At 72.5% G+C, this 19,259-nt stretch carries 17 protein-coding genes and 3 pseudogenes; 14 read left to right on the top strand and 6 right to left on the bottom strand.

The features are described 5' to 3' along the window. Positions 1–189 precede the first annotated feature (189 nt). From EBH09_RS32000 to EBH09_RS31985, 4 genes are all read right to left on the bottom strand, one after another. Positions 190–1,278, bottom strand: coding sequence for an acyl-CoA dehydrogenase family protein (locus EBH09_RS32000; protein WP_121750341.1), 1,089 nt, complete (start codon positions 1,276–1,278; stop codon positions 190–192). After that, on the bottom strand, positions 1,275–2,456 hold the full coding sequence (locus tag EBH09_RS31995; protein ID WP_121750340.1) for an acyl-CoA dehydrogenase family protein: 1,182 nt from the start codon (positions 2,454–2,456) through the stop codon (positions 1,275–1,277). Before EBH09_RS31995 ends, EBH09_RS32000 begins: the two co-directional genes overlap by 4 nt. Beyond that, the gene (locus EBH09_RS31990) at positions 2,453–3,433 is read right to left on the bottom strand and encodes an NADPH:quinone oxidoreductase family protein (RefSeq protein WP_121750339.1); all 981 of its coding nucleotides are present in this window, start codon (positions 3,431–3,433) and stop codon (positions 2,453–2,455) included. Before EBH09_RS31990 ends, EBH09_RS31995 begins: the two co-directional genes overlap by 4 nt. 145 nt (positions 3,434–3,578) lie before the next feature. Beyond that, entirely contained in the window at positions 3,579–4,154 is a 576-nt protein-coding gene (locus EBH09_RS31985; RefSeq protein WP_121750338.1) for an XRE family transcriptional regulator, read from the bottom strand. A 62-nt stretch (positions 4,155–4,216) separates the two neighbouring features. On the opposite strand from EBH09_RS31985, the gene EBH09_RS31980 reads away from it, so the two are divergent. The 8 genes and pseudogenes from EBH09_RS31980 to EBH09_RS40010 all read left to right on the top strand — a co-directional run bounded on the left by EBH09_RS31980 (position 4,217) and on the right by EBH09_RS40010 (position 11,157). Then, positions 4,217–5,188, top strand: coding sequence for an NAD(P)/FAD-dependent oxidoreductase (locus tag EBH09_RS31980; protein ID WP_121750337.1), 972 nt, complete (start codon positions 4,217–4,219; stop codon positions 5,186–5,188). Between the two features lie 119 nt (positions 5,189–5,307). Next, a complete protein-coding gene (locus EBH09_RS31975) occupies positions 5,308–6,846 on the top strand; it encodes an ATP-dependent DNA ligase (protein WP_121750336.1) in 1,539 nt (512 codons plus the stop codon). Then, entirely contained in the window at positions 6,843–7,304 is a 462-nt protein-coding gene (locus EBH09_RS31970) for an NUDIX domain-containing protein (protein WP_121750335.1), read from the top strand. The genes EBH09_RS31975 and EBH09_RS31970 overlap by 4 nt, the downstream gene beginning before the upstream one ends. Before the next feature lie 111 nt (positions 7,305–7,415). Next, positions 7,416–8,801 carry an NADP-dependent succinic semialdehyde dehydrogenase gene (locus EBH09_RS31965; protein ID WP_121750334.1) on the top strand — a complete coding sequence of 462 codons (1,386 nt, stop codon included), beginning with the start codon at positions 7,416–7,418 and terminating at the stop codon, positions 8,799–8,801. Between the two features lie 25 nt (positions 8,802–8,826). Beyond that, the gene (locus tag EBH09_RS31960; RefSeq protein WP_193776641.1) at positions 8,827–9,063 is read left to right on the top strand and encodes a DUF6213 family protein; all 237 of its coding nucleotides are present in this window, start codon (positions 8,827–8,829) and stop codon (positions 9,061–9,063) included. 231 nt (positions 9,064–9,294) lie between these two features. Beyond that, positions 9,295–9,642: pseudogene (locus EBH09_RS31955) on the top strand (type III polyketide synthase); the annotation flags it as partial. Next, positions 9,639–10,859 (top strand): cytochrome P450, encoded by a 1,221-nt coding sequence (locus tag EBH09_RS31950; RefSeq protein WP_121750333.1) that lies wholly within the window; start codon positions 9,639–9,641, stop codon positions 10,857–10,859. The pseudogene EBH09_RS31955 and the gene EBH09_RS31950, both read left to right, overlap by 4 nt. After that, positions 10,856–11,157 (top strand): annotated as a pseudogene (locus tag EBH09_RS40010) (hypothetical protein). Before EBH09_RS31950 ends, EBH09_RS40010 begins: the two are co-directional and overlap by 4 nt. Here the strand turns inward: EBH09_RS40010 and EBH09_RS31940 are convergent. Continuing rightward, complete coding sequence (locus EBH09_RS31940) at positions 11,154–12,380, bottom strand: acyl-CoA dehydrogenase family protein (RefSeq protein WP_121750332.1); 1,227 nt, start codon at positions 12,378–12,380, stop codon at positions 11,154–11,156. The pseudogene EBH09_RS40010 and the gene EBH09_RS31940 overlap by 4 nt on opposite strands. Positions 12,381–12,549: 169 nt before the next feature. Between EBH09_RS31940 and EBH09_RS31935 the strand changes: the two genes are divergently transcribed. Beyond that, entirely contained in the window at positions 12,550–13,206 is a 657-nt protein-coding gene (locus EBH09_RS31935; protein ID WP_121750331.1) for a TetR family transcriptional regulator, read from the top strand. Between the two features lie 148 nt (positions 13,207–13,354). On the opposite strand, the gene def is transcribed toward EBH09_RS31935, so the two are convergent. Further along, positions 13,355–13,894, bottom strand: coding sequence for a peptide deformylase (def, locus tag EBH09_RS31930; protein ID WP_121750330.1), 540 nt, complete (start codon positions 13,892–13,894; stop codon positions 13,355–13,357). Positions 13,895–14,063: 169 nt separating this feature from the next. Between def and EBH09_RS31925 the strand changes: the two genes are divergently transcribed. The 5 genes and pseudogenes from EBH09_RS31925 to EBH09_RS38060 all read left to right on the top strand — a co-directional run. Further along, positions 14,064–15,302, top strand: coding sequence for a MurT ligase domain-containing protein (locus tag EBH09_RS31925; protein ID WP_121750329.1), 1,239 nt, complete (start codon positions 14,064–14,066; stop codon positions 15,300–15,302). Positions 15,303–15,326: 24 nt separating this feature from the next. Next, positions 15,327–16,055, top strand: coding sequence for a glutamine amidotransferase (locus tag EBH09_RS31920; protein ID WP_121750328.1), 729 nt, complete (start codon positions 15,327–15,329; stop codon positions 16,053–16,055). Between the two features lie 190 nt (positions 16,056–16,245). Then, positions 16,246–17,271 (top strand): 6-phosphofructokinase, encoded by a 1,026-nt coding sequence (locus EBH09_RS31915; RefSeq protein WP_121750327.1) that lies wholly within the window; start codon positions 16,246–16,248, stop codon positions 17,269–17,271. Between the two features lie 225 nt (positions 17,272–17,496). After that, a complete protein-coding gene (locus tag EBH09_RS31910; RefSeq protein WP_121750326.1) occupies positions 17,497–18,447 on the top strand; it encodes a cytochrome c oxidase assembly protein in 951 nt (316 codons plus the stop codon). A 58-nt stretch (positions 18,448–18,505) separates the two neighbouring features. Then, positions 18,506–19,259 (top strand): annotated as a pseudogene (locus EBH09_RS38060) (serine/threonine protein phosphatase); the annotation flags it as partial.

Raw genomic sequence — 19,259 nt, 5'->3', positions numbered from 1 at the left:
GGCCATGCTCTGCCTCCCTGGAAGTGCCGTACGGGACGCCTGTGAGTATGCGGTCCCGAGGCCGCCAGGAAGCAGAGTCGTGCGCGGAGTTGGCCGACCCGCCGCCGGTGGTTCATTTCGTACCGGTGGCGGGCACGGAAAATGCCCGCCCCGATGGGACGGGCATCGCCCGGACAGGATGGACGGATGTCAGGGTGCTCGGAGGTCGACCAGCTCGGCCAGCCTCTCCCGGTGGGTGCCCGCCGCGCCGTAGGCGACCGAGTCGGCCTTGGCCCGCTTCAGGTACAGGTGGACAGGGTGCTCCCACGTCATGCCGATGCCACCGTGCAGTTGCAGCGCCTCCTCGGCGGCGTGGACGGCGACCCGGCCGGCGTACGCCTGGGCCACGGCGACGGCCACCTCGGTGTCCTCGCCGGTCGCCAGCGCGTCGGCCGCGTTGCGGGCGGCGGCGCGCAGGCCCGCGACCTCCAGCCACAGGCCGGCGAGCCGGTGCTTGAGCGCCTGGAATCCGCCGACCTGGCGGTTGAACTGCTTGCGTTCCTTGAGATAGCGGACCGTCTCGGTCAGCAGCCAGTCTGCGATGCCCAGTTGCTCAGATGCGAGCAGTCCGGCACCGGCCCGCAGGGCGCGTCGTACGGCGGCTTCGGCGTCACCCAGCCGGTGCCCGGAGACGCCGTCGAGGGTCACGCGCGCGACCGGCCGGGTCAGGTCCAGGGACACCTGCGGAGTGACGGTCGCGTCGGCGGCACCTACCGCGAACAGGCCCCCGTCGTCCGCCGGCACCAGCAGCACGTCGGCGACGGCCGCGTCGGCGATTCCGGTCAACTCGCCGTGCAGGCGCCCCGCTTCGAGCCGTACGTGCGGGACGGCGCCGCCCGGCGCGACATGCAGGCCGACGGCGAGGACTGCGATGGTGGTCGCGGACGCCAGCTCGGTGAGCAGTTCGTCGGCTCCGCAGGCCAGCAGCGCCTCGGTGGCGACGACGGCGCTCGTCAGGTACGGCACCGGCGCGACCGCGCGGCCCAGCTCCTCCAGGACGACCGCGGCTTCCCGGTGCGTGGCGCCCTGACCGCCTAGGTCCTCGGGGATCAGGAGGCCCGCGAGGCCCATCGAGTCGGCGAGGGACTTCCACAGCGACACGTCGTGCGGGCCGGCCGACTCGGTGCGGGTGATGACGCCCGCCGGGTCGCAGTGGTCGGTGAGCAGGTCCCGGACGGCGGCGCGCAGCGCCTCTTCCTCCTCCGAGTAGAGAAGACCGGGTTCCGACTGTGCGCTCATCGGGCGAGGTCCTTCCATGCGACGTCCTTGTCGGTGCGCGGTTCGGCGGGCAGGCCCAGGACGCGCTCGGCGACGATGTTCAGCAGGACCTCACTGGTCCCGCCCTCGATGCTGTTGCCCTTGGAGCGCAGGTAGCGGTACCCGGCGTCGCGGCCGGTGAAGTCCACGTGCTCGGGGCGGCGCATGGTCCAGTCTTCGTACAGCAGGCCCTCCTCGGCGAGGAGTTCGACCTCCAGACCGCTGATCTCCTGGTTGAGGCGGGCGAAGTTCAGCTTCATGCCGGCGCCCTCGGGACCGGGCTGGCCGGCCACCAGCTGCTGGCGCAGGCGTACGCCGGTGAGGCGCGCGACCTCGGCCTCGACCCACAGGCCCAGCAGCCGCTGGTGCAGGTCGTGGGTGCGCAGTTCGGGGCGTTCCCGCCAGGTCGCGGCGATCTTGCCGATCATGCCGCCCTCGCGGGGGATCGCGGTCCCGCCGATGGCGACGCGTTCGTTGTTCAGCGTGGTCTGGGCGACCCGCCACCCGTCGCCGGTCTCGCCCAGGCGGCGGGAGTCGGGGATGCGGACGTCGCTGAGGAACACCTCGTTGAACTCGGCCTCACCGGTGATCTGGCGCAGCGGCCGGACCTCGACCCCGGGGTCGGTCATGTCGCACACGAAGTACGTGATGCCCCGGTGCTTGGGCACGTCCGGGTCGGTGCGGGCGATGAGGATGGCCCAGCGGGCGAGGTGCGCGCTGGACGTCCACACCTTCTGTCCGTTGACGACCCAGTCCTCGCCCTCACGGACCGCCCGCGTGCCGAGGGCGGCGAGGTCGGATCCGGCACCCGGCTCGCTGAACAGCTGGCACCAGACCTCCTCGCCGGTCCACAGCGGGCGCAGAAGTCGCTGCTTCTGCTCCCGCGTGCCGTACTGGAGGATGGTCGGGGCGGCCATCCCGAGGCCGATGCCGATGCGCCGGGGGTCGTTGTCGGGGGCGCCCGCGGCCGTCAGTTCGGCGTCCACGACGGCCTGGAGGGAACGGGGCGCGGCGAGTCCGCCGAGGCCCTCCGGGTAGTGCACCCAGGCCAGTCCCGCGTCGAACCGGGCCCGGAGGAAGTCCAGGCGTTCGGTGGTGGCCGGTGGATGCGCGGCCAGCAGTTCCTTCGTACGACGGCGCAGTTCCGCTGCGTCGGTCATGCGGCGGCTCCCTTCTCCAGCTGCTGCGGTACGACGGCCACTCGGCCGGTCGTCCTGCCGTCGGCGACGCGCTGCACGGCGTCGGCGGCCCCGCCGAGCGGTACCCGCTCGCTCACCAGCGGCTTGATGGCGCCCCGTGCGGCCAGCTCGGTGAGCTGTTCGTGGCAGTGCTGGACCAGCTTGGGGTTCTTGGTGTTGTACAGGCCCCAGTGCAGGCCGAGGATCGCGTAGTTCTTCACGAGGGCGTGGTTCAGCGCGGCGCTGGGGATGGTGCCGCTCGCGAAGCCGACGACGACGATCCGGCCCTCGAAGGCGACGACCTTGGTGGACTGGGCGTAGGCCTGGCCGCCCACCGGGTCGTAGATCACGTCGGCGCCCCGGCCGCCGGTGGCTTCCTTGACGGCGGCGACGACGTCCTCGCCGTACCGGTCGACGACCACGTCGCAGCCCAGGTCGCGGGCGACGGCCGACTTCTCGGGGCCGCCGACGACACCGATGACGGTCGCGCCGGCGGCCTTGCCGAGCTGCACGGCCGCACTGCCGACCCCTCCGGCGGCAGCGTGGACGAGCAGCGTCTCGCCGGCCTCCAGCCGGGCCCGGCGGTGCAGGCCGAACCAGCCGGTCTGGTAGCCGATGTGCAGGGCGGCGGCCTCCGCGTCGTCCAGGGCGTCCGGCGCGGGCAGCAGGGCGCGCGCGTCGGCGACGGCGTACTCGGCGAAGCCGCCGTGCGGCAGCGCGGGGTTGGCGAGGACGCGGCGCCCGTCCTCGGTCTCGCCGCAGATCTCCACGCCCGGCGTGAAGGGCAGCGGCGGCCTGACCTGGTACTGGCCCCGGCACATCAGCGCGTCCGGGAAGTTGATGTTCGCGGCGCGGACCCTCAGCAGGACCTGGCCGTCGCCGGGCGTCGGCGGCGCGACGTCCGCGAGGCGCATCACCTCGCCCGGCTCGCCGTTCTCGTGCACCTGCCATGCCTGCATGCGGGGCCTCCACCGACTGCGTCGTCCGACCGGGTCCCTCGCATACTAAGCGGTCGCTTGCCGATCAGGGAACAGCTTGACGGCAGTCGTCGAGTCACGAGCGGTGAGCCGTCACGACGGGCGCGCGACGCGACCGGGCAGGCCGTCACCCCTGCGCCGCGGGCCGCGCCCGCACATGCATGCGCTCCCCCTGCGGGCCGAACAGGCTGAGGAACTCAACCGGCCCCTCCCCCGTCGACCCGAACCAGTGCGGCACCCGGGTGTCGAACTCGGCGGCCTCCCCCGCCGACATCACCACGTCGTGGTCGCCGAGCACGAGCCGCAGTCGGCCGGAGAGGACGTACAGCCACTCGTACCCCTCGTGGGTCCGGGGGTCCGGCTCCTCCTCACGCTGGGGCTCCAGCACCTTGAACGCCTGGAGCCCGCCCGGCTGGCGGGTGAGGGGCCAGTGGGTGCGGCCGTGGCGCACGACCGGTTTGGCGCGCACCCGGGGGTCGCCGACCGGCGGGGCGCCGACCAGTTCGTCCAGCGGGACCTGGTGGGCCTGGGCGATCGGGAGCAGCAGTTCGAGGCTCGGCCTGCGCAGGCCCGACTCCAGCCGCGACAGGGTGCTCACCGAGATGCCGGTCGTCTCGGACAGCGCCGCCAGGGTGACCTCGCGCTCCTTGCGCACCTGGCGGAGCCTCGGACCGACACCGGCGAGAACATCGTCTGCAGTCATGCCTTTATTGCAGAACCGGCAAATGTATTTGTCAATCCCGTACGGTCCGAGCGACCTTCTACGTGGAGGTGGTCACCGTGACCCAGAACAAGGACCTGACCGATAAGTACGACGTGGTGGTGGTCGGCGGCGGTGCGGCCGGACTGTCCGCCGCCCTCGTCCTGGGCCGCGCGCGGCTGCGCGCCCTGGTCGTCGACGCCGGTGAGCCGCGCAACGCGCCCTCGGACCACATGCAGGGCTACCTGACGCGGGACGGCATGTCGCCGGCCGAGTTCCTGGCGCTCGGCCGGGAGGAGATCGCGCGGTACGGCGTGGAGCTCGTCCGCGACCGGGCGGTGGACGTGACGCGGGGCGCGGACTTCGCCGTGGAGCTGGCCGGCGGGCGGACCGCGCACGCCCGCCGGCTGATCGTCACGACCGGGCTCAGGGACGAACTGCCGGCGGTGCCCGGTGTCGCCGAGAGGTTCGGCCGGGATGTGCTGCACTGCCCGTTCTGCCACGGCTGGGAGGTGCGCGACGAGCGCTTCGGCGTCCTCGCCACCGGCCCGCTCGGCGTGCACCAGGCGCTGATGGTGTCCCAGTGGTCGGACGACGTGACCCTCTTCCTGCACACGGTCGCCGAGGAGGAACTGTCCGACGACGACCTGCGCCGGCTCGCCGCGGCCGGGGTGAAGGTGGTGCCCGGCGAGGTCGCGGGCCTGCGGGTCGAGGACGACCGGCTCACCGGGGTCGGGCTGGCGGACGGTACGGTCCACGACCGCTCGGTGGTGTTCGTCGGCCCCAGGGCCGCACCGCAGACCGGCCTCATGGAGCGGCTGGGCGCCGACCTCCAGGAGACCCCGTTCGGCGCGTACCCCGTGGTGGACCCGACGGGCCGGACCAGCGTGCCCGGTGTGTGGACGGCCGGCAACGCGATGGGGTTCGCCGAGCAGGTCGTCCACGCGGCGAGCGGCGGCTACCGCGCGGCGGCGGCGATCGTCGGCGACCTGATCATGTCGGACCTCGACGCGGCCGTCTCGGGTCGGTCCGCCTAGGGGGATCTCGGATCAGTACACCCAGGGGGTGTCGCCCGGGATCCTGCCGGGGGATGCCGCCGCGCGGACAGCGGGCCGGCCGGTGTGTGGTCCCGCCCTCGCCGGTGCACCATGGCTGCATGCTGCTTGCCCGGTTGGCCCACGTGTCCCGGGAGGTCGCCGCCACCTCGGCGCGGTCCCGGAAGACCGCCCTGCTCGCGGAGCTGTTCCGGGAGGCGGAGGCGGCGGACGTGCCGGTCGTCATCCCCTATCTGGCGGGGCGGCTCCCCCAGGGCCGGATCGGCGTCGGCTGGAAGGTGCTCAGCCGCCCGGTCACACCCGCCGCCGAGCCGACCCTGACCGTGCGTGAGGTGGACGCCCGGCTCACGCGACTCGGTGCGGTGTCCGGCGCCGGTTCGCAGGCCGAGCGGACGCGTCAGGTCGGCGAGCTGATGGGCGCGGCCACCGAGGACGAGCAGCGCTTCCTGATCGGGCTGCTCACCGGGGAGGTCCGGCAGGGCGCCCTGGACGCGGCCGCCGTCGAGGGCTTGGCTGCGGCGACCGGCGCGCCGCCCGCGGACGTACGGCGGGCGGTGATGCTCGCGGGCTCGCTGCAGAAGGTGGCCGAGGGCCTGCTCGCCGACGGGCCCGGCGCCCTGGAACGTTTCCGGCTCACCGTCGGCCGACCAGTGCTGCCGATGCTCGCCCACAGCGCCTCCTCGGTCGCCGAGGCGGTCGGCAAGCTCGGCGCGGCGGCCGTCGAGGAGAAGCTGGACGGCATCCGCGTCCAGGTACACCGGGACGGCGACGCCGTACGGCTCTACACCCGCACCCTGGACGACATCACCGAACGGCTCCCCGAGGTCACCGCCGCTGCTCTGGCACTGCCCGGGGAGCGGTTCATCCTGGACGGCGAGGTGATCTCCTTCGACGAGGGCGGACGCCCCCGCTCCTTCCAGGAGACCGCCGGGCGGGTCGGCTCCCGCACGGACGTGGCCACGGCCGCGCGGGCGGTGCCCGTCTCCGTCGTGTTCTTCGACGCGCTGTCGGTCGACGGCCACGACCTGCTCGACCTGCCACTGACCGAGCGGCACGCGCGGCTGGCCCGGCTGGTTCCCGAGCCGGCCCGGGTGCGGCGCACGCTGGTGCCCGGGCCCGGGGAGACGGAGGCCGCCGAGGAGTTCCTCGCCGAGACGCTGCGACGCGGCCACGAGGGCGTCGTGGTCAAGGGGCTCGACGCCGCCTACAGCGCGGGCCGGCGCGGCGCGTCATGGCTGAAGGTCAAGCCCGTCCACACCCTCGACCTGGTCGTACTGGCCGCCGAGTGGGGCCACGGCCGCCGCACCGGCAAGCTCTCCAACCTCCACCTCGGCGCCCGCACCGCCGACGGCTCCTTCGCCATGCTGGGCAAGACCTTCAAGGGCATGACCGACGCGCTGCTGAACTGGCAGACGGAGCGACTGAGCGGGCTGGCCGTCGAGGAGCACGGCTGGGGAGTGACCGTACGCCCCGAACTCGTCGTCGAGATCGCCTACGACGGCCTCCAGCGCTCCACCCGCTACCCGGCCGGCGTCACCCTCCGCTTCGCCCGCGTGGTCCGCTACCGCGAGGACAAGCGCCCCGGGGAGGCGGACACGGTGGACACCCTGCTCGCCGCGCACCCCGAGGCCGCCCCGTGAGGCGCAGCGCCGGCCTCCTGCTGCACCGGCGTCGTCCCGGCCAGGACCGTCAGGTACTCCTCGGCCACATGGGCGGCCCCTTCCACGCCCGGCGCGAGGCCGGCGCGTGGACCGTCCCGAAGGGCGAGTACGACCCCGCCGAGCCCGCCTGGGATGCGGCCCGGCGGGAGTTCGAGGAGGAGCTGGGGCTGCCGCCGCCCGACGGCGAGGCCGTTCCGCTCGGCGAGGTCCGGCAGGCCGGCGGGAAGGTCGTCACGGTGTGGGCCGTCGAGGCCGATCTCGACCCGTCGGCGGTCGTCCCCGGCACCTTCCGCATGGAGTGGCCGCCGAGGTCGGGACGGACCGAGGAGTTCCCCGAACTGGACCGGGTGGCGTGGTTCACGGTGGACCGGGCCCGCGAGGTGATCGTGAAGGCGCAGGCCGCGTTTCTCGACCGGCTGGCTGAGCACTCGCACTGACGTGAAGCGACGAGGGCCTCGGGACGGCAACCCGTGGGACCCGTCCGCGTTGCGGCATCCCACGCCGCGCGCCAAGGTCGAAGCACGAGTCCGCACCCAGGGAGGTCGGCCATGCCCATCGCGACGGTGAACCCGGCGAACGGCGAGACGCTCAGGACGTACGAGGCCATGGGCGAGGAGGAGATCGAGCGCCGGCTCCAGCTCGCGGAGGCCACCTTCCGCACGTACCGGACGACGGCGTTCGACGAGCGGGCCCGGCTCATGCACCGTGCCGCCGACCTCCTGGAGGAGGACCAGGAGGAGATCGGCAAGGTCATCACCACCGAGATGGGCAAGCCGGTCAAGCAGGCCCGCGCGGAGGCCGCCAAGTGCGCCAAGGCGATGCGCTGGTACGCCGACCACGCGGCGGAGCTGCTCGCCGACGAGGAGCCCGCCGAGTCGGACGTGAAGGACTCCGGTGCGTCCCGGGCCCTGGTCCGCTACCGGCCGATCGGCCCGGTGCTCGCGGTGATGCCGTGGAACTTCCCGCTCTGGCAGGTGATCCGGTTCGCGGCGCCGGCGCTGATGGCGGGCAACGTCGGGCTGCTCAAGCACGCGTCGAACGTGCCGCAGACCGCCCTGTACCTGGAGGACCTGTTCCACCGGGCGGGCTTTCCCGAGGGCTGCTTCCAGACCCTGCTCATCGGCTCCGCCGCGGTCGACGACATCCTGCGCGACGAACGGGTGCGGGCCGCCACCCTCACCGGCAGCGAGCCCGCCGGCCGCGCGGTCGCCTCCACCGCCGGGGAGATGATCAAGAAGACGGTGCTGGAGCTGGGCGGCAGCGACCCGTTCGTCGTGATGCCGTCCGCCGACGTCGACCGGGCCGCCCGGGTGGCGGTGACCGCGCGCACGCAGAACGCCGGGCAGTCCTGCATCGCCGCCAAGCGGTTCATCGTGCACACGGAGGTGTACGACGCCTTCGTCGAACGCTTCACCGAGGGCATGAAGGCCCTGACGGTCGGCGACCCGATGGACGAGGAGACCGAGGTGGGTCCGCTCTCCAGCGAACAGGGCGTGAACGACCTCGTCGAACTGGTCGACGACGCGCGGCGCGGCGGCGCGAAGGTGCTGTGCGGAGGCGAACGCCCGGACGGGCCCGGCTGGTACTACCCGCCGACCGTGCTGGCCGGCGTCACCCGCGACATGCGCATCCACCGCGAGGAGGCCTTCGGCCCGGTCGCCACGCTGTACCGCGCGGCCGACCTGGACGAGGCGGTGCTCATCGCCAACGACACGGACTTCGGCCTCAGTTCCAACGTCTGGACCCGCGACGACGCCGACGTGGACCGCTTCGTACGGGATCTGGAGGCGGGCGGCGTGTACGTCAACGGGATGACCGCGTCCCACCCGGCGTTCCCGTTCGGCGGGGTCAAGCGGTCGGGCTACGGACGTGAGCTGTCCGGGCACGGAATCCGGGAGTTCTGCAACATCACCACCGTATGGCACGGAGCGTGAGCCTTCCGCGACTACGATCCCCTTTGTGAACCGCGAAGTGACCCTGCCTCTGATCGTCGACGACCGCGGTACTTTGCAGGTCGCCGCGTCCGACGTGAGCAAACTGCTGCGTACGGTGGGCGGGCGGTGGCTGCGGCTGGTGGAGGCCGGCGAGGTGAGCCTGGACGAGGACACGGTCGCGGCCCTCACCATCGAGCTCGCCAAGCTGGCCGACCGGATCGACGTGGCGTGCATCGCTCACAGCAGCGGCCAGTCCTCCTAGACGCCCCTCGCGCCTGTCTCCCACCCGCCCGCGCCTGCCCGGTCCCCGAGACGGAGTAGCCCGGCAAGAGATCGCCGCCCCCGTGAGTGAACGTGGGGGAGCGCCCCGGAAAGGGCGCACCACTTTCCGGCCGGGGGACGCGAGCCTTCCGCGAGGCGAAAGCAGGCACGGTTCATGGCGACTTCGCGCAGACCTCCGGCGTCCGTTCCGGAGCACGTGATCACGATGGAGGAGCCGCTCGCACCGGCGCTGCGGGACCTGGCGGGCGCCCACGGCCGGGACTCCTCCGACCTGGACTTCTACATCGTCGACGCCGGCGGGCCGTGGATCCTGGACGACCTCGGCAGGTTCTTCCAGGTCGACCGGCGCGCGTTCCGGTCCAGCCGGGCCACGCTCACCGAGTACGGCAACATCGGCGGCGCCGTCGTCCTGGACGCGCTGCGCAGACTCTTCGACGAAGGCGGCGCCCGCGACCGGGCGCGCGGGCTGCCGGCCGGTTTCGGCCCCGGCGTCACCGCGGAGATGTCCCTGGGCCGCTGGGAGACCGCCGACGAGACGCGAGGCGTGAGGCAAGCGTGAGTGAGGAGACGATCGACCGGGCAGACCCCGCTCCGCCCGTCCGGGACTGGCCGGCCCTCGACCTGCCCGCCACCGACTTCGACCCCTTCCTGGCCGAGCTGATGCGTGAAGGTCCCCTCACGCGTATCTCACTGCCCGACGGCGAGGGCTGGGCCTGGCTGGTGACCCGGCACGACGACGTCCGCCTGGTCACCGACGATCCCCGGTTCGGCCGCGAGGCGGTCGTGGACCGGCAGGTCACCCGGCTCGCCCCGCACTTCATCCCGGCGCGCGGCGCGGTCGGCTTCCTCGACCCGCCCGACCACACCCGGCTGCGCCGCTCGGTGGCGGCCGCGTTCACGGCCCGGGGCGTGGAGCGCGTGCGCGAGCAGTCCCGCGGCATGCTCGACGAACTCGTCGACGCCATGCTGAAGGCCGGCCCGCCCGCCGACCTCACCGAGGCCCTGCTGAGCCCCTTCCCCATCGCGGTGATCTGCGAGCTGATGGGCGTCCCGGCCGACGACCGGCACAGCATGCACACCTGGACCCGTCTGATCCTCTCCTCGTCGCACGACGCGGAGGTCAGCGAGCGGGCCAAGCACGACATGAGCGCCTACTTCGCCGATCTCATCGGGCTGCGGTCGGACAGCACCGGCGAGGACGTCGCCTCGCTGCTGGGCGCCGCGGTGGGCCGGGACGAGATCACCCTGGAGGAGGCCGTCGGGCTCGCCGTCCTGCTCCAGATCGGCGGCGAGGCGGTCACGAACAACAGCGGGCAGATGTTCTACCTGTTGCTGACCCGTCCCGGACTCGCCGAACGCCTGCGCTGCGAACCGGAGATCCGCCCCCGGGCCATCGACGAGCTGCTGCGCTGGATTCCCCATCGCAACGCGGTCGGGCTGTCCCGGATCGTCCTGGAGGACGTGGCGGTCAGAGGCGTGCGGATGCGGGCGGGGGACGCGGTCTACGTGTCGTACCTGGCCGCCAACCGCGATCCGGAGGTCTTCCCCGACCCGGACACGATCGACTTCGCGCGCAGCCCCAACCCGCACGTGTCCTTCGGCTTCGGCCCGCACCACTGCCCCGGCGGCGTGCTGGCCCGGCTGGAGTCCGAGTTGCTCGTCGACACGGTCCTGGACCGGGTGCCGGGGCTGAGGCTCGCGGTGCCGCCCGAGGACGTGCCCTTCAAGAAGGGGGCGCTCATCCGCGGGCCCGAGGCTCTGCCGGTGACCTGGTGAGCGGCCCCGCGGCGGTGTCCGAGGGCCTGCTGGTGCCACCGCGGCACGGGAGGGTCGTGCAGGCGCCCGCCCAGCACGTGACCTTCAAGATGACCGGTTCGCACTCGCGCATGGCCTCCGCCTTCGAGGTGATCGTGCCGCCGGGTTTCGATGTCGGCGCCCGAACTCCTGGAGATCCTCGGCGAGGGCGGTCTCCCGGACCACGAGGCCGTCGAGGCGCTGCGGGCCAGTGGACATCGAGCAGCTGACGCCGCTCAGGCACCGACCGGGCCCGCCCCAGCCGTCCAGCCCGTCCTAGCGGATCGGCATCCCCGCCAGGGTCCGCGCGATCACCAGCCGCTGGATCTCGCTGGTCCCCTCGAAGATGGTGTAGATCGCGGAGTCGCGGTGCATCCGCTCCACCGGGTACTCACGCGTGTAGCCGTTGCCGCCCAGGATCTGGATCGCCTGGGCGGTCACCTTCTTCGCCGTCTCACTCGCGAACAGCTTGGACATCGACCCCTCGGCCGCCGTGAACGGCTTGCCGTTGATCGCCATCCAGGAGGCCCGCCACACCAGCAGCCGCGCCGCGTCGATGGACGTCCGCATGTCCGCGAGCTGGAAGGCGACGCCCTGGTTGTCGATGATCGGCCGCCCGAACTGCTCCCGCGTCTGGGCGTACTCCAGCGCGACCTCGTAGGCGGCCCGGGCGGTGCCCACCGCCATGGCGCCGACCGCCGGGCGGGACGCCTCGAAGGTGGCCATCGCCGCGTTCTTGACGCGCTCCCCGCCCTTCTTGGCCTTCTCCCGGGCGCGGGCCAGGCGCGCGTCCAGCTTCTCCTTGCCGCCGAGCAGGCAGGAGCCGGGGACGCGCACGTTGTCCAGGATGACCTCGGCGGTGTGCGAGGCGCGGATACCGTGCTTCTTGAACTTCTGGCCCTGCGACAGCCCCGGGGTGTTCGGCGGGATGATGAACGAGGCGTGGCCCTTGGAGCCCAGCTCCGCGTCGACGACCGCGACCACGACGTGGACGTTGGCGATGCCGCCGTTGGTCGCCCAGGTCTTGGTGCCGTTGAGCACCCACTCGTCCTTGGCCTCGTCGTACACGGCACGCGTGCGCATGGAGGCGACGTCGGAGCCGGCGTCGGGCTCGGAGGAGCAGAACGCGGCGACCTTGACGTCGTTGGCGTCGCCGTACATCTGGGGGATCCAGGTGCCGATCTGCTCCTCGGTGCCGTTGGCGAGGACGCCGACGGCGGCGAGGCCGGTGCCGACGATGGACAGCGCGATGCCCGCGTCGCCCCAGAACAGTTCCTCCATCGCCATGGGGATGCCGAGGCCGGTGGAGTCGAAGTACTGCTGGGCGTAGAAGTCGAGGGAGTAGATGCCGACCTTGGCGGCCTCCTGGATGACCGGCCAGGGAGTCTCCTCACGCTCGTCCCATTCGGCGGCCGCGGGGCGGATGACGTCGGCCGCGAAGCCGTGCAGCCAGTCCCGGACCTCCTTCTGTTCGTCGTTGAGCTCCATGGTGAACTCGGCCATGTCCCCTCCAGTGACGCACGTGCATGTTACTTGCGGTAACCCGAGTCTGTTACCGGTGGGTAGGAAAAGTCAACTCCCGAGGCCCCGTCGCCCTCCCGTTCGATGCCCGGTGCCCGCCGGGTGTTAGTTTGCGCAGGCGTCACCGAACCAGCACGGGTGGGGAGAGCACATGGACACCACGCAGCGGACCGATCAGCAGCGGTCCGCCGACCGCAGACGGCGCGAGCTGCTGGAGGCCGCCGACCGGGTGGTGCTGCGCGACGGCCCACAGGCCTCGATGAACGCCATCGCCGCCGAGGCCGGCATCACCAAGCCGATCCTCTACCGCCACTTCGGCGACAAGAGCGGACTGTACGCCGCCCTGGCCGTGCGGCACACGGACGCCCTCCTCGCCTCGCTGCGGGCCGCCCTGGACGCTCCGGCGGAGCGGCGGCAACGCGTCGAGGCCACCCTGGACACCTATCTGGCGGCCATCGAGGCACGCCCGCAGGTGTACCGCTTCCTGATGCATCCGGCGGAGGGCACCACCACACCGGGCGACCAGGCCGACCAGGGCTTCGACGTCGGCAAGCACTCGGCACCGCTGCTGCGCCGCATGGGCGAGGAACTGGCCCAGGTCATCGAGGAGCGCCTCGACGCCGGACCGGGCACCCAGCAGCTGGCCCGGGTGTGGGGGCACGGAATCGTCGGCATGATGCACGCCGCCGGGGACTGGTGGCTGGGCGAACGCCCCTGCTCCCGGGCGGAGTTGGTCCGCACCCTGGCCGACCTGCTGTGGGGCCGCCTCGCCGCGGCCGGGGACAAGGCGGGCGGCCCGGGCTTCTGACGACCGCGGGCGGTGTCCGCGGACCGGCGTGGCCGCACGCCGGAGCCACCTGCCGGCAGGGCACCCGTCGGCGCCACCACGCCGCTACGGCCCACTGCCGCAGCCTCGCCGCCGGAACCGCCCCGCTGAAGCCCCCCGGCCGGACCGCTCAGCGACGCCAGGACGCCCGCGACACCTGCCGCATCAGCTTCCGGTGCCGCCGGCCGGTCAGGCGGTCGGCGTACAACCGGCCCTCCAGGTGATCGCACTCGTGCTGGAGGCACCGGGCGAAGAACCCCGTCCCGTGCACGGTGACCGGCTCCCCCGTCACCGTGAAGCCCTGCACGACCGCGTGGTCGTGACGCTCGGTCCCGGCCTCAAGTCCCGGCAGCGACAGGCAGCCCTCCGGCCCGCGCACCACCACCCCGTCCGTCTCGACGAGCCGCGGGTTCACCACGTGGCCGAGGTGGCGCTCGTCCTCGTCGTCCGGGCAGTCGTACACGAAGACGCGTACCGGTTCGCCGATCTGGTTCGCGGCCAGGCCCACACCGTGGGCGGCGTACATGGTCGCGAACAAGTCCTCCACGAGCGCCGCGAGTTCCGGACCGAAGTCCGTCACCTCGTCGCAGGGTGCGTGCAGGACGGGGTCGCCGAGGAGGCCGAGGGGTCGGACGCGCCCGCGGGCGCCCGGGATGGAGCCGTGTCGCATGGCGGCAAGAGTAAGGTCCCTGTGTCCCCCGGCGGCCCGCGCCCACCGCCGGAACCCCGTGGCCGGTGCCGCGATTCGGGAGTGCGAACGGATCTCGATAGGCTGAGGTCCACACCACGTGGCCGTCAGGCTTCAGGCGCGGCGCGTACGCAAGGAGGATCGAGAACTGATGGCAGGCAACTCGGACCCGCTCTCGCCCCGGGCCAAGATCGCCGTGACCGCGGGCAAGGCGGTCGCGGCGGCATCTCGTGCCGCGGGGCGCGGCAGCGGTTCGGTGATCGGCGGCAAGGTCGCTCTGCGACTCGATCCCGACCTCCTCGCCCGGCTCGCCCAGCACCTGGACGTGACCCTGGTCTCGGCGACCAACGGCAAGACCACCACCACCCGGCTCATCGCGGAGGCGCTCAAGGCGGCCGGACCGGTCGTCTCCAACGCGCTCGGCGCCAACATGCCGGCCGGCATCACCTCGGCGCTCGCGGCCGGCTCGGAGTCCCGGTTCGGCGTCATCGAGGTGGACGAGAAGTACCTCGTCGGCGTCGCCCAGGCCACCGAGCCGAAGTGCATCGCCCTGCTGAACCTTTCCCGGGACCAGCTGGACCGCGCCGCCGAGACCCGGATGCTCGCGGAGAACTGGCGCGAGGGCCTGGCCGGTTCCAAGGCCGTGATCGTCGCCAACGCCGACGACCCGCTGGTGGTGTGGGCCGCGTCCTCCTCCCCCAACGTGATCTGGGTCGCCGCCGGTCAGATGTGGAAGGACGACGCCTGGTCCTGCCCGGCGTGCGGCGGCGTGATGCAGCGCCCCGGTGACGACTGGTTCTGCGGCGAGTGCGGCTTCCGGCGCCCCACGCCGAGCTGGGCGCTCTCCGGCGACCACGTCCTCGACCCGCACGGCTCCGCCTGGCCGATCCACCTCCAGCTGCCGGGCCGCGCGAACAAGGCCAACGCCGCCTCCTCGGCCGCCGTCGCCGCCGTCTTCGGGGTGCCGCCGCAGGTCGCCCTGGAGCGCATGTACCAGGTGCAGGCGGTCGCCGGACGCTACGACGTCGTGCAGTTCCAGGGCCGTGACCTGCGTCTGCTGCTCGCCAAGAACCCGGCGGGCTGGCTGGAGACCTTCTCCCTGATCGACCCGCCGCCGACCCCGGTGATCCTCTCGGTGAACGCGCGCGGCGCCGACGGCACCGACACCTCCTGGCTGTGGGACGTGGACTACACCCGGCTGACCGGCCACCCGATCTGCGTGATCGGCGACCGGAAGCTGGACCTCGCGGTGCGCCTGGAGGTCGCGAACCAGCAGTTCCAGGTGTGCGAGGACCTCGACCAGGCGGTGCAGCTGTGCCCGCCGGGACGCATCGAGGTCATCGCGAACTACACCGCCTTCCAGGACCTGCGCCGCCGCGTCGGCAACTGACCGCCGAGACTTCAGGGGACTTTCGTGAGCGACAACCAACTGCGGATCGTCTGGATCTACCCGGACCTCCTCAGCACGTACGGCGACCAGGGCAACGCCCTCGTCGTGGAACGCCGGGCCCGCCAGCGCGGCCTCGACGTGGCCCGGCTCGACGTGCGCAGCGACCAGCCGATCCCGACCTCCGGCGACATCTACCTGATCGGCGGCGGTGAGGACCGCCCGCAGCGGCTCGCGGCCGAGCGGCTGCGCCGGGACGGCGGCCTGTACCGGGCGGTGGAGAACGGCGCGATCGTCTTCTCCGTCTGCGCCGGCTACCAGATCCTCGGCCAGGAGTTCATCAACGACCTGGGCCAGCGCGAGCCGGGCCTCGGCCTCCTCGACGTGGTCTCCACCCGCGGCGAGGGCGCCCGGTGCGTCGGCGACGTCCTCGGCGACATCGACCCGCGCCTGGGCCTGCCGCCGCTGACCGGCTTCGAGAACCACCAGGGCATCACCCACATCGGCCCCGGCGCCCGCCCGCTCGCCCAGGTCCGTTTCGGCAACGGCAACGGCACGGGTGACGGCACGGAGGGCGCGTACAACGACACGGTCTTCGGCACGTACATGCACGGCCCGGTGCTGGCGCGCAACCCGCAGATCGCGGACCTGCTGCTGAAGCTGGCCCTCGACGTGAACGCGCTGCCGCCGACCGACGACCGCTGGTACGAGGCGCTGCGCAACGAGCGCATCGCGGCCGCGCAGCAGCCTGCGTAGGCACAGCCGCGCAGCAGCCTGCCTGACCTTCGTGGGCGAGCCCGTCTGATGACTCATCCGCACAGGTGAGCGGGCACGTCCAGTAGGCGGACGCACGGTTCGGTCCCGCCCCCCGGTGCCGCTAGGGTGGCGGGGATCGAGCCGGACAGCGCGGTCCGGACCCGTGCCACTTGAGAAGGTATTTCGGGCTATGCGCATTGGTGTCCTCACGTCCGGCGGCGACTGCCCCGGCCTGAACGCCGTCATCCGGTCCGTCGTGCACCGTGCCGTCGTCGACCACGGCGACGAGGTCATCGGCTTCCGGGACGGCTGGAAGGGCCTCCTGGAGTGCGACTACCTCAAGCTCGACCTGGACGCGGTCGGCGGCATCCTGGCCCGCGGCGGCACCATCCTCGGCTCCTCCCGGGTCCGTCCCGAGCACCTGCGGGACGGCGTCGAGCGCGCCCGCGGCCACGTCGAGGAACTCGGCCTGGACGCGATCATCCCGATCGGCGGCGAGGGCACGCTGAAGGCCGCCCGTCTGCTGTCCGACAACGGCCTGCCGATCGTGGGCGTGCCGAAGACCATCGACAACGACATAGCGGTCACCGACGTGACCTTCGGCTTCGACACGGCCGTGACCGTCGCCACCGAGGCCCTGGACCGGCTGAAGACCACCGCCGAGTCCCACCAGCGGGTGCTGATCGTCGAGGTCATGGGGCGGCACACCGGCTGGATCGCGCTGCACTCGGGCATGGCGGCCGGCGCGCACGCCGTGGTCGTGCCGGAGCGGCCCTTCGACATCGACGAGTTGACCGCGAAGGTCGGCGAGCGGTTCTCGGCGGGCAAGCGGTTCGCGATCGTGGTCGCCGCGGAGGGGGCCAAGCCGAAGGCCGGCACCATGGACTTCGACGAGGGCGGCAAGGACGTCTACGGCCACGAGCGCTTCGCCGGGATCGCCCGCCAGCTCTCGATCGAGCTGGAGGAGCGGCTCGGCAAGGAGGCCCGGCCGGTGATCCTCGGCCACGTCCAGCGCGGCGGCACGCCGACGGCGTACGACCGGGTGCTGGCGACGCGCTTCGGGTGGCATGCGGTGGAGGCCGTGCACCGGGGCGAGTTCGGGATGATGACGGCGCTGCGGGGGACGGACATCCGGATGGTGGCGCTCGCCGAGGCGGTGGAGTCGTTGAAGACGGTGCCGGACTCGCGGTACGCGGAGGCGGAGTGCGTGCTGTGATTTTCCGGGGCCGCTGAGAGCCCGGGTGCACTGATTCGCCGCGGGCCGCGGGCCGTGCCTGGTTGATCGCGCCCACGCGGCGGAGCCGCACATCGATGCGGCCTCGCGCCCCTCACGGGGCGCTTCACCGCCCCCGGTCACCACAGTGGCCGGGGGCGGTTCTAGTCTTGCTTCGGACAGACGGCGCTCAATCGCGCTCAACCCCCACGAAACAGGAGCCGGCGGATGGATCACAGCGGGCACGGCATGACGATGGATCTGCCGCCGTTCACGCTGGGGCGAGGTCTCGCGTGGTCGGCGGACCCCTTCTTCCTGATCGCCTGCCTACTGGGACTGGCGCTGTACGGGTGGGGCGTCGTCAGGCTGACCCGGCGCGGTGACAAGTGGCCGGTGGGCCGGACCGTGTCCTTCGTGGTCGGTGTGCTGAGCATCGGGCTGATGATGTGCACCAAGCTCAACGACTACGGCATGGTCATGTTCAGCGTGCACATGGTGCAGCACATGATGATCAGCATGGTGTCGCCGATCCTGCTGCTGCTCGGCGCCCCGATCACCCTGACCCTGCGCGCGCTGCCCCCGGCGGCCCGTGGCAGCAAGGGCCCCCGCGAACTGCTGCTGATGCTGCTGCACAGCCGCTACATGCGGATCGTCACGCACCCCGCGTTCACCATCCCGCTGTTCATCGCGAGCCTGTACGGGCTGTACTTCACTCCCCTCTTCGACTTCCTGATGGGGTCCAAGGTCGGGCACATCGGAATGATGGTGCACTTCCTCGCCGTCGGGCTGGTGTTCTTCTGGCCGATCATGGGCGTCGACCCGGGCCCGCACCGGCCTGGCTATCTGATGCGGATGCTGGAGCTGTTCGCGGGCATGCCGTTCCACGCGTTCTTCGGCATCGCGCTGATGATGGCGTCCTCCCCCATGGTCGAGACGTTCAAGAACCCGCCCGCGTCCCTCGGCATCGACGCCCTCTCCGACCAGAACGCGGCCGGCGGCATCGCCTGGGCCTTCAGTGAGGTCCCGTCCGTGCTGGTGCTGCTCGCGCTGCTGTTCCAGTGGTACGCCTCGGAGGAGCGGCAGGCCCGGCGCAGCGACCGGGCCGCCGACCGCGACGGTGACAGGGAACTTCAGGCGTACAACGCCTATCTGGCCTCACTGAACACACGCGGCGGCTGAACGGCGGCTCCGTTCAGTAGCATGTGGCGCGTCGGGGGAACCGCCCGGGGGGAGCGGTATGACACGTCACGTGGGCCGGGTCGTCGCCGGCCGCTATCTGCTGCTGCGCCCGCTCGGCGACGGCGGGTCGGACCGGGTGTGGCTCGCCCACGATCAGCGGCTGGGCCGCGAGGTGGCGCTGAAGGCCGTACGTGCCGGGCCCCGGGGCCTGCCACGGCCGCGCGACCATCCGAACGTGGTGACCGTTCATGACGCGGTGGAGCACGAGGGCGTGCCGTGGACCGTCATGGAGTACGTGGCGGGCGCCGTCGGTCTGAGGGAACTGGTGGCCCGGCGCGGCCCGCTGGCCCCGGCCGAGTGCGCCCGGATCGGGCTCGCCGTGCTCGACGCGTCGGCCGCGGGGAGCGAGCGGGGCGTGCCGCACGGACAGGTGGGGCCGGCCGACATCCTGCTGGCGCCGGACCGCGGTGGCGCGCCGTACGGCAGAATTCTGCTCCTGGACCACGTCGTCGCGGCGCCCGGGGACGATGACGGTCTCCTCGCACTGGGCCGCACGCTCTACTACGCCGTCGAAGGCCGAGAGCCCTCCGGCCGCGAGGTGGCCGTTCCACCCGTGCGGGCCGGTGCGCTCGGGCCGCTACTGGAGAGACTGCTCGGCGGGGCCCCGGGGCCACGTGTCACGGCGGCCGAGGCGGGGGCGGAACTGGCGTGGATCGTCACGCCGCAGACCGAGGCGTACGTCCGGCCGCGGACCGACCCGGGATCGCAGCCGCCCTGGTCCGCGCCGCCCACGCCCGTGCCCCGCCCGGCCC

Origin of the sequence: Streptomyces sp. E2N166, from assembly GCF_003671715.1 — a bacterium.
In the GTDB taxonomy this organism is placed as follows: Bacteria; Actinomycetota; Actinomycetes; order Streptomycetales; family Streptomycetaceae; genus Streptomyces; species Streptomyces thinghirensis.
Note: the sequence above shows the minus strand (reverse complement) of the source record. Positions and strands in the feature narration are given on the sequence as shown.

What these genes read in the sequence shown, in the direction of transcription:
- EBH09_RS31985 (WP_121750338.1), bottom strand. Translation starts at nt 4,154, where the DNA reads ATGACTGCAGACGATGTTCTCGCCGGTGTCGGTCCGAGGCTCCGCCAG.
- EBH09_RS31935 (WP_121750331.1), top strand. Translation starts at nt 12,550, where the DNA reads ATGGACACCACGCAGCGGACCGATCAGCAGCGGTCCGCCGACCGCAGA.
- EBH09_RS31965 (WP_121750334.1), top strand. Translation starts at nt 7,416, where the DNA reads ATGCCCATCGCGACGGTGAACCCGGCGAACGGCGAGACGCTCAGGACG.
- EBH09_RS31940 (WP_121750332.1), bottom strand. Translation starts at nt 12,380, where the DNA reads ATGGCCGAGTTCACCATGGAGCTCAACGACGAACAGAAGGAGGTCCGG.
- EBH09_RS31910 (WP_121750326.1), top strand. Translation starts at nt 17,497, where the DNA reads ATGGATCACAGCGGGCACGGCATGACGATGGATCTGCCGCCGTTCACG.
- EBH09_RS31975 (WP_121750336.1), top strand. Translation starts at nt 5,308, where the DNA reads ATGCTGCTTGCCCGGTTGGCCCACGTGTCCCGGGAGGTCGCCGCCACC.
- def (WP_121750330.1), bottom strand. Translation starts at nt 13,894, where the DNA reads ATGCGACACGGCTCCATCCCGGGCGCCCGCGGGCGCGTCCGACCCCTC.
- EBH09_RS31925 (WP_121750329.1), top strand. Translation starts at nt 14,064, where the DNA reads ATGGCAGGCAACTCGGACCCGCTCTCGCCCCGGGCCAAGATCGCCGTG.
- EBH09_RS32000 (WP_121750341.1), bottom strand. Translation starts at nt 1,278, where the DNA reads ATGAGCGCACAGTCGGAACCCGGTCTTCTCTACTCGGAGGAGGAAGAG.
- EBH09_RS31990 (WP_121750339.1), bottom strand. Translation starts at nt 3,433, where the DNA reads ATGCAGGCATGGCAGGTGCACGAGAACGGCGAGCCGGGCGAGGTGATG.
- EBH09_RS31995 (WP_121750340.1), bottom strand. Translation starts at nt 2,456, where the DNA reads ATGACCGACGCAGCGGAACTGCGCCGTCGTACGAAGGAACTGCTGGCC.
- EBH09_RS31915 (WP_121750327.1), top strand. Translation starts at nt 16,246, where the DNA reads ATGCGCATTGGTGTCCTCACGTCCGGCGGCGACTGCCCCGGCCTGAAC.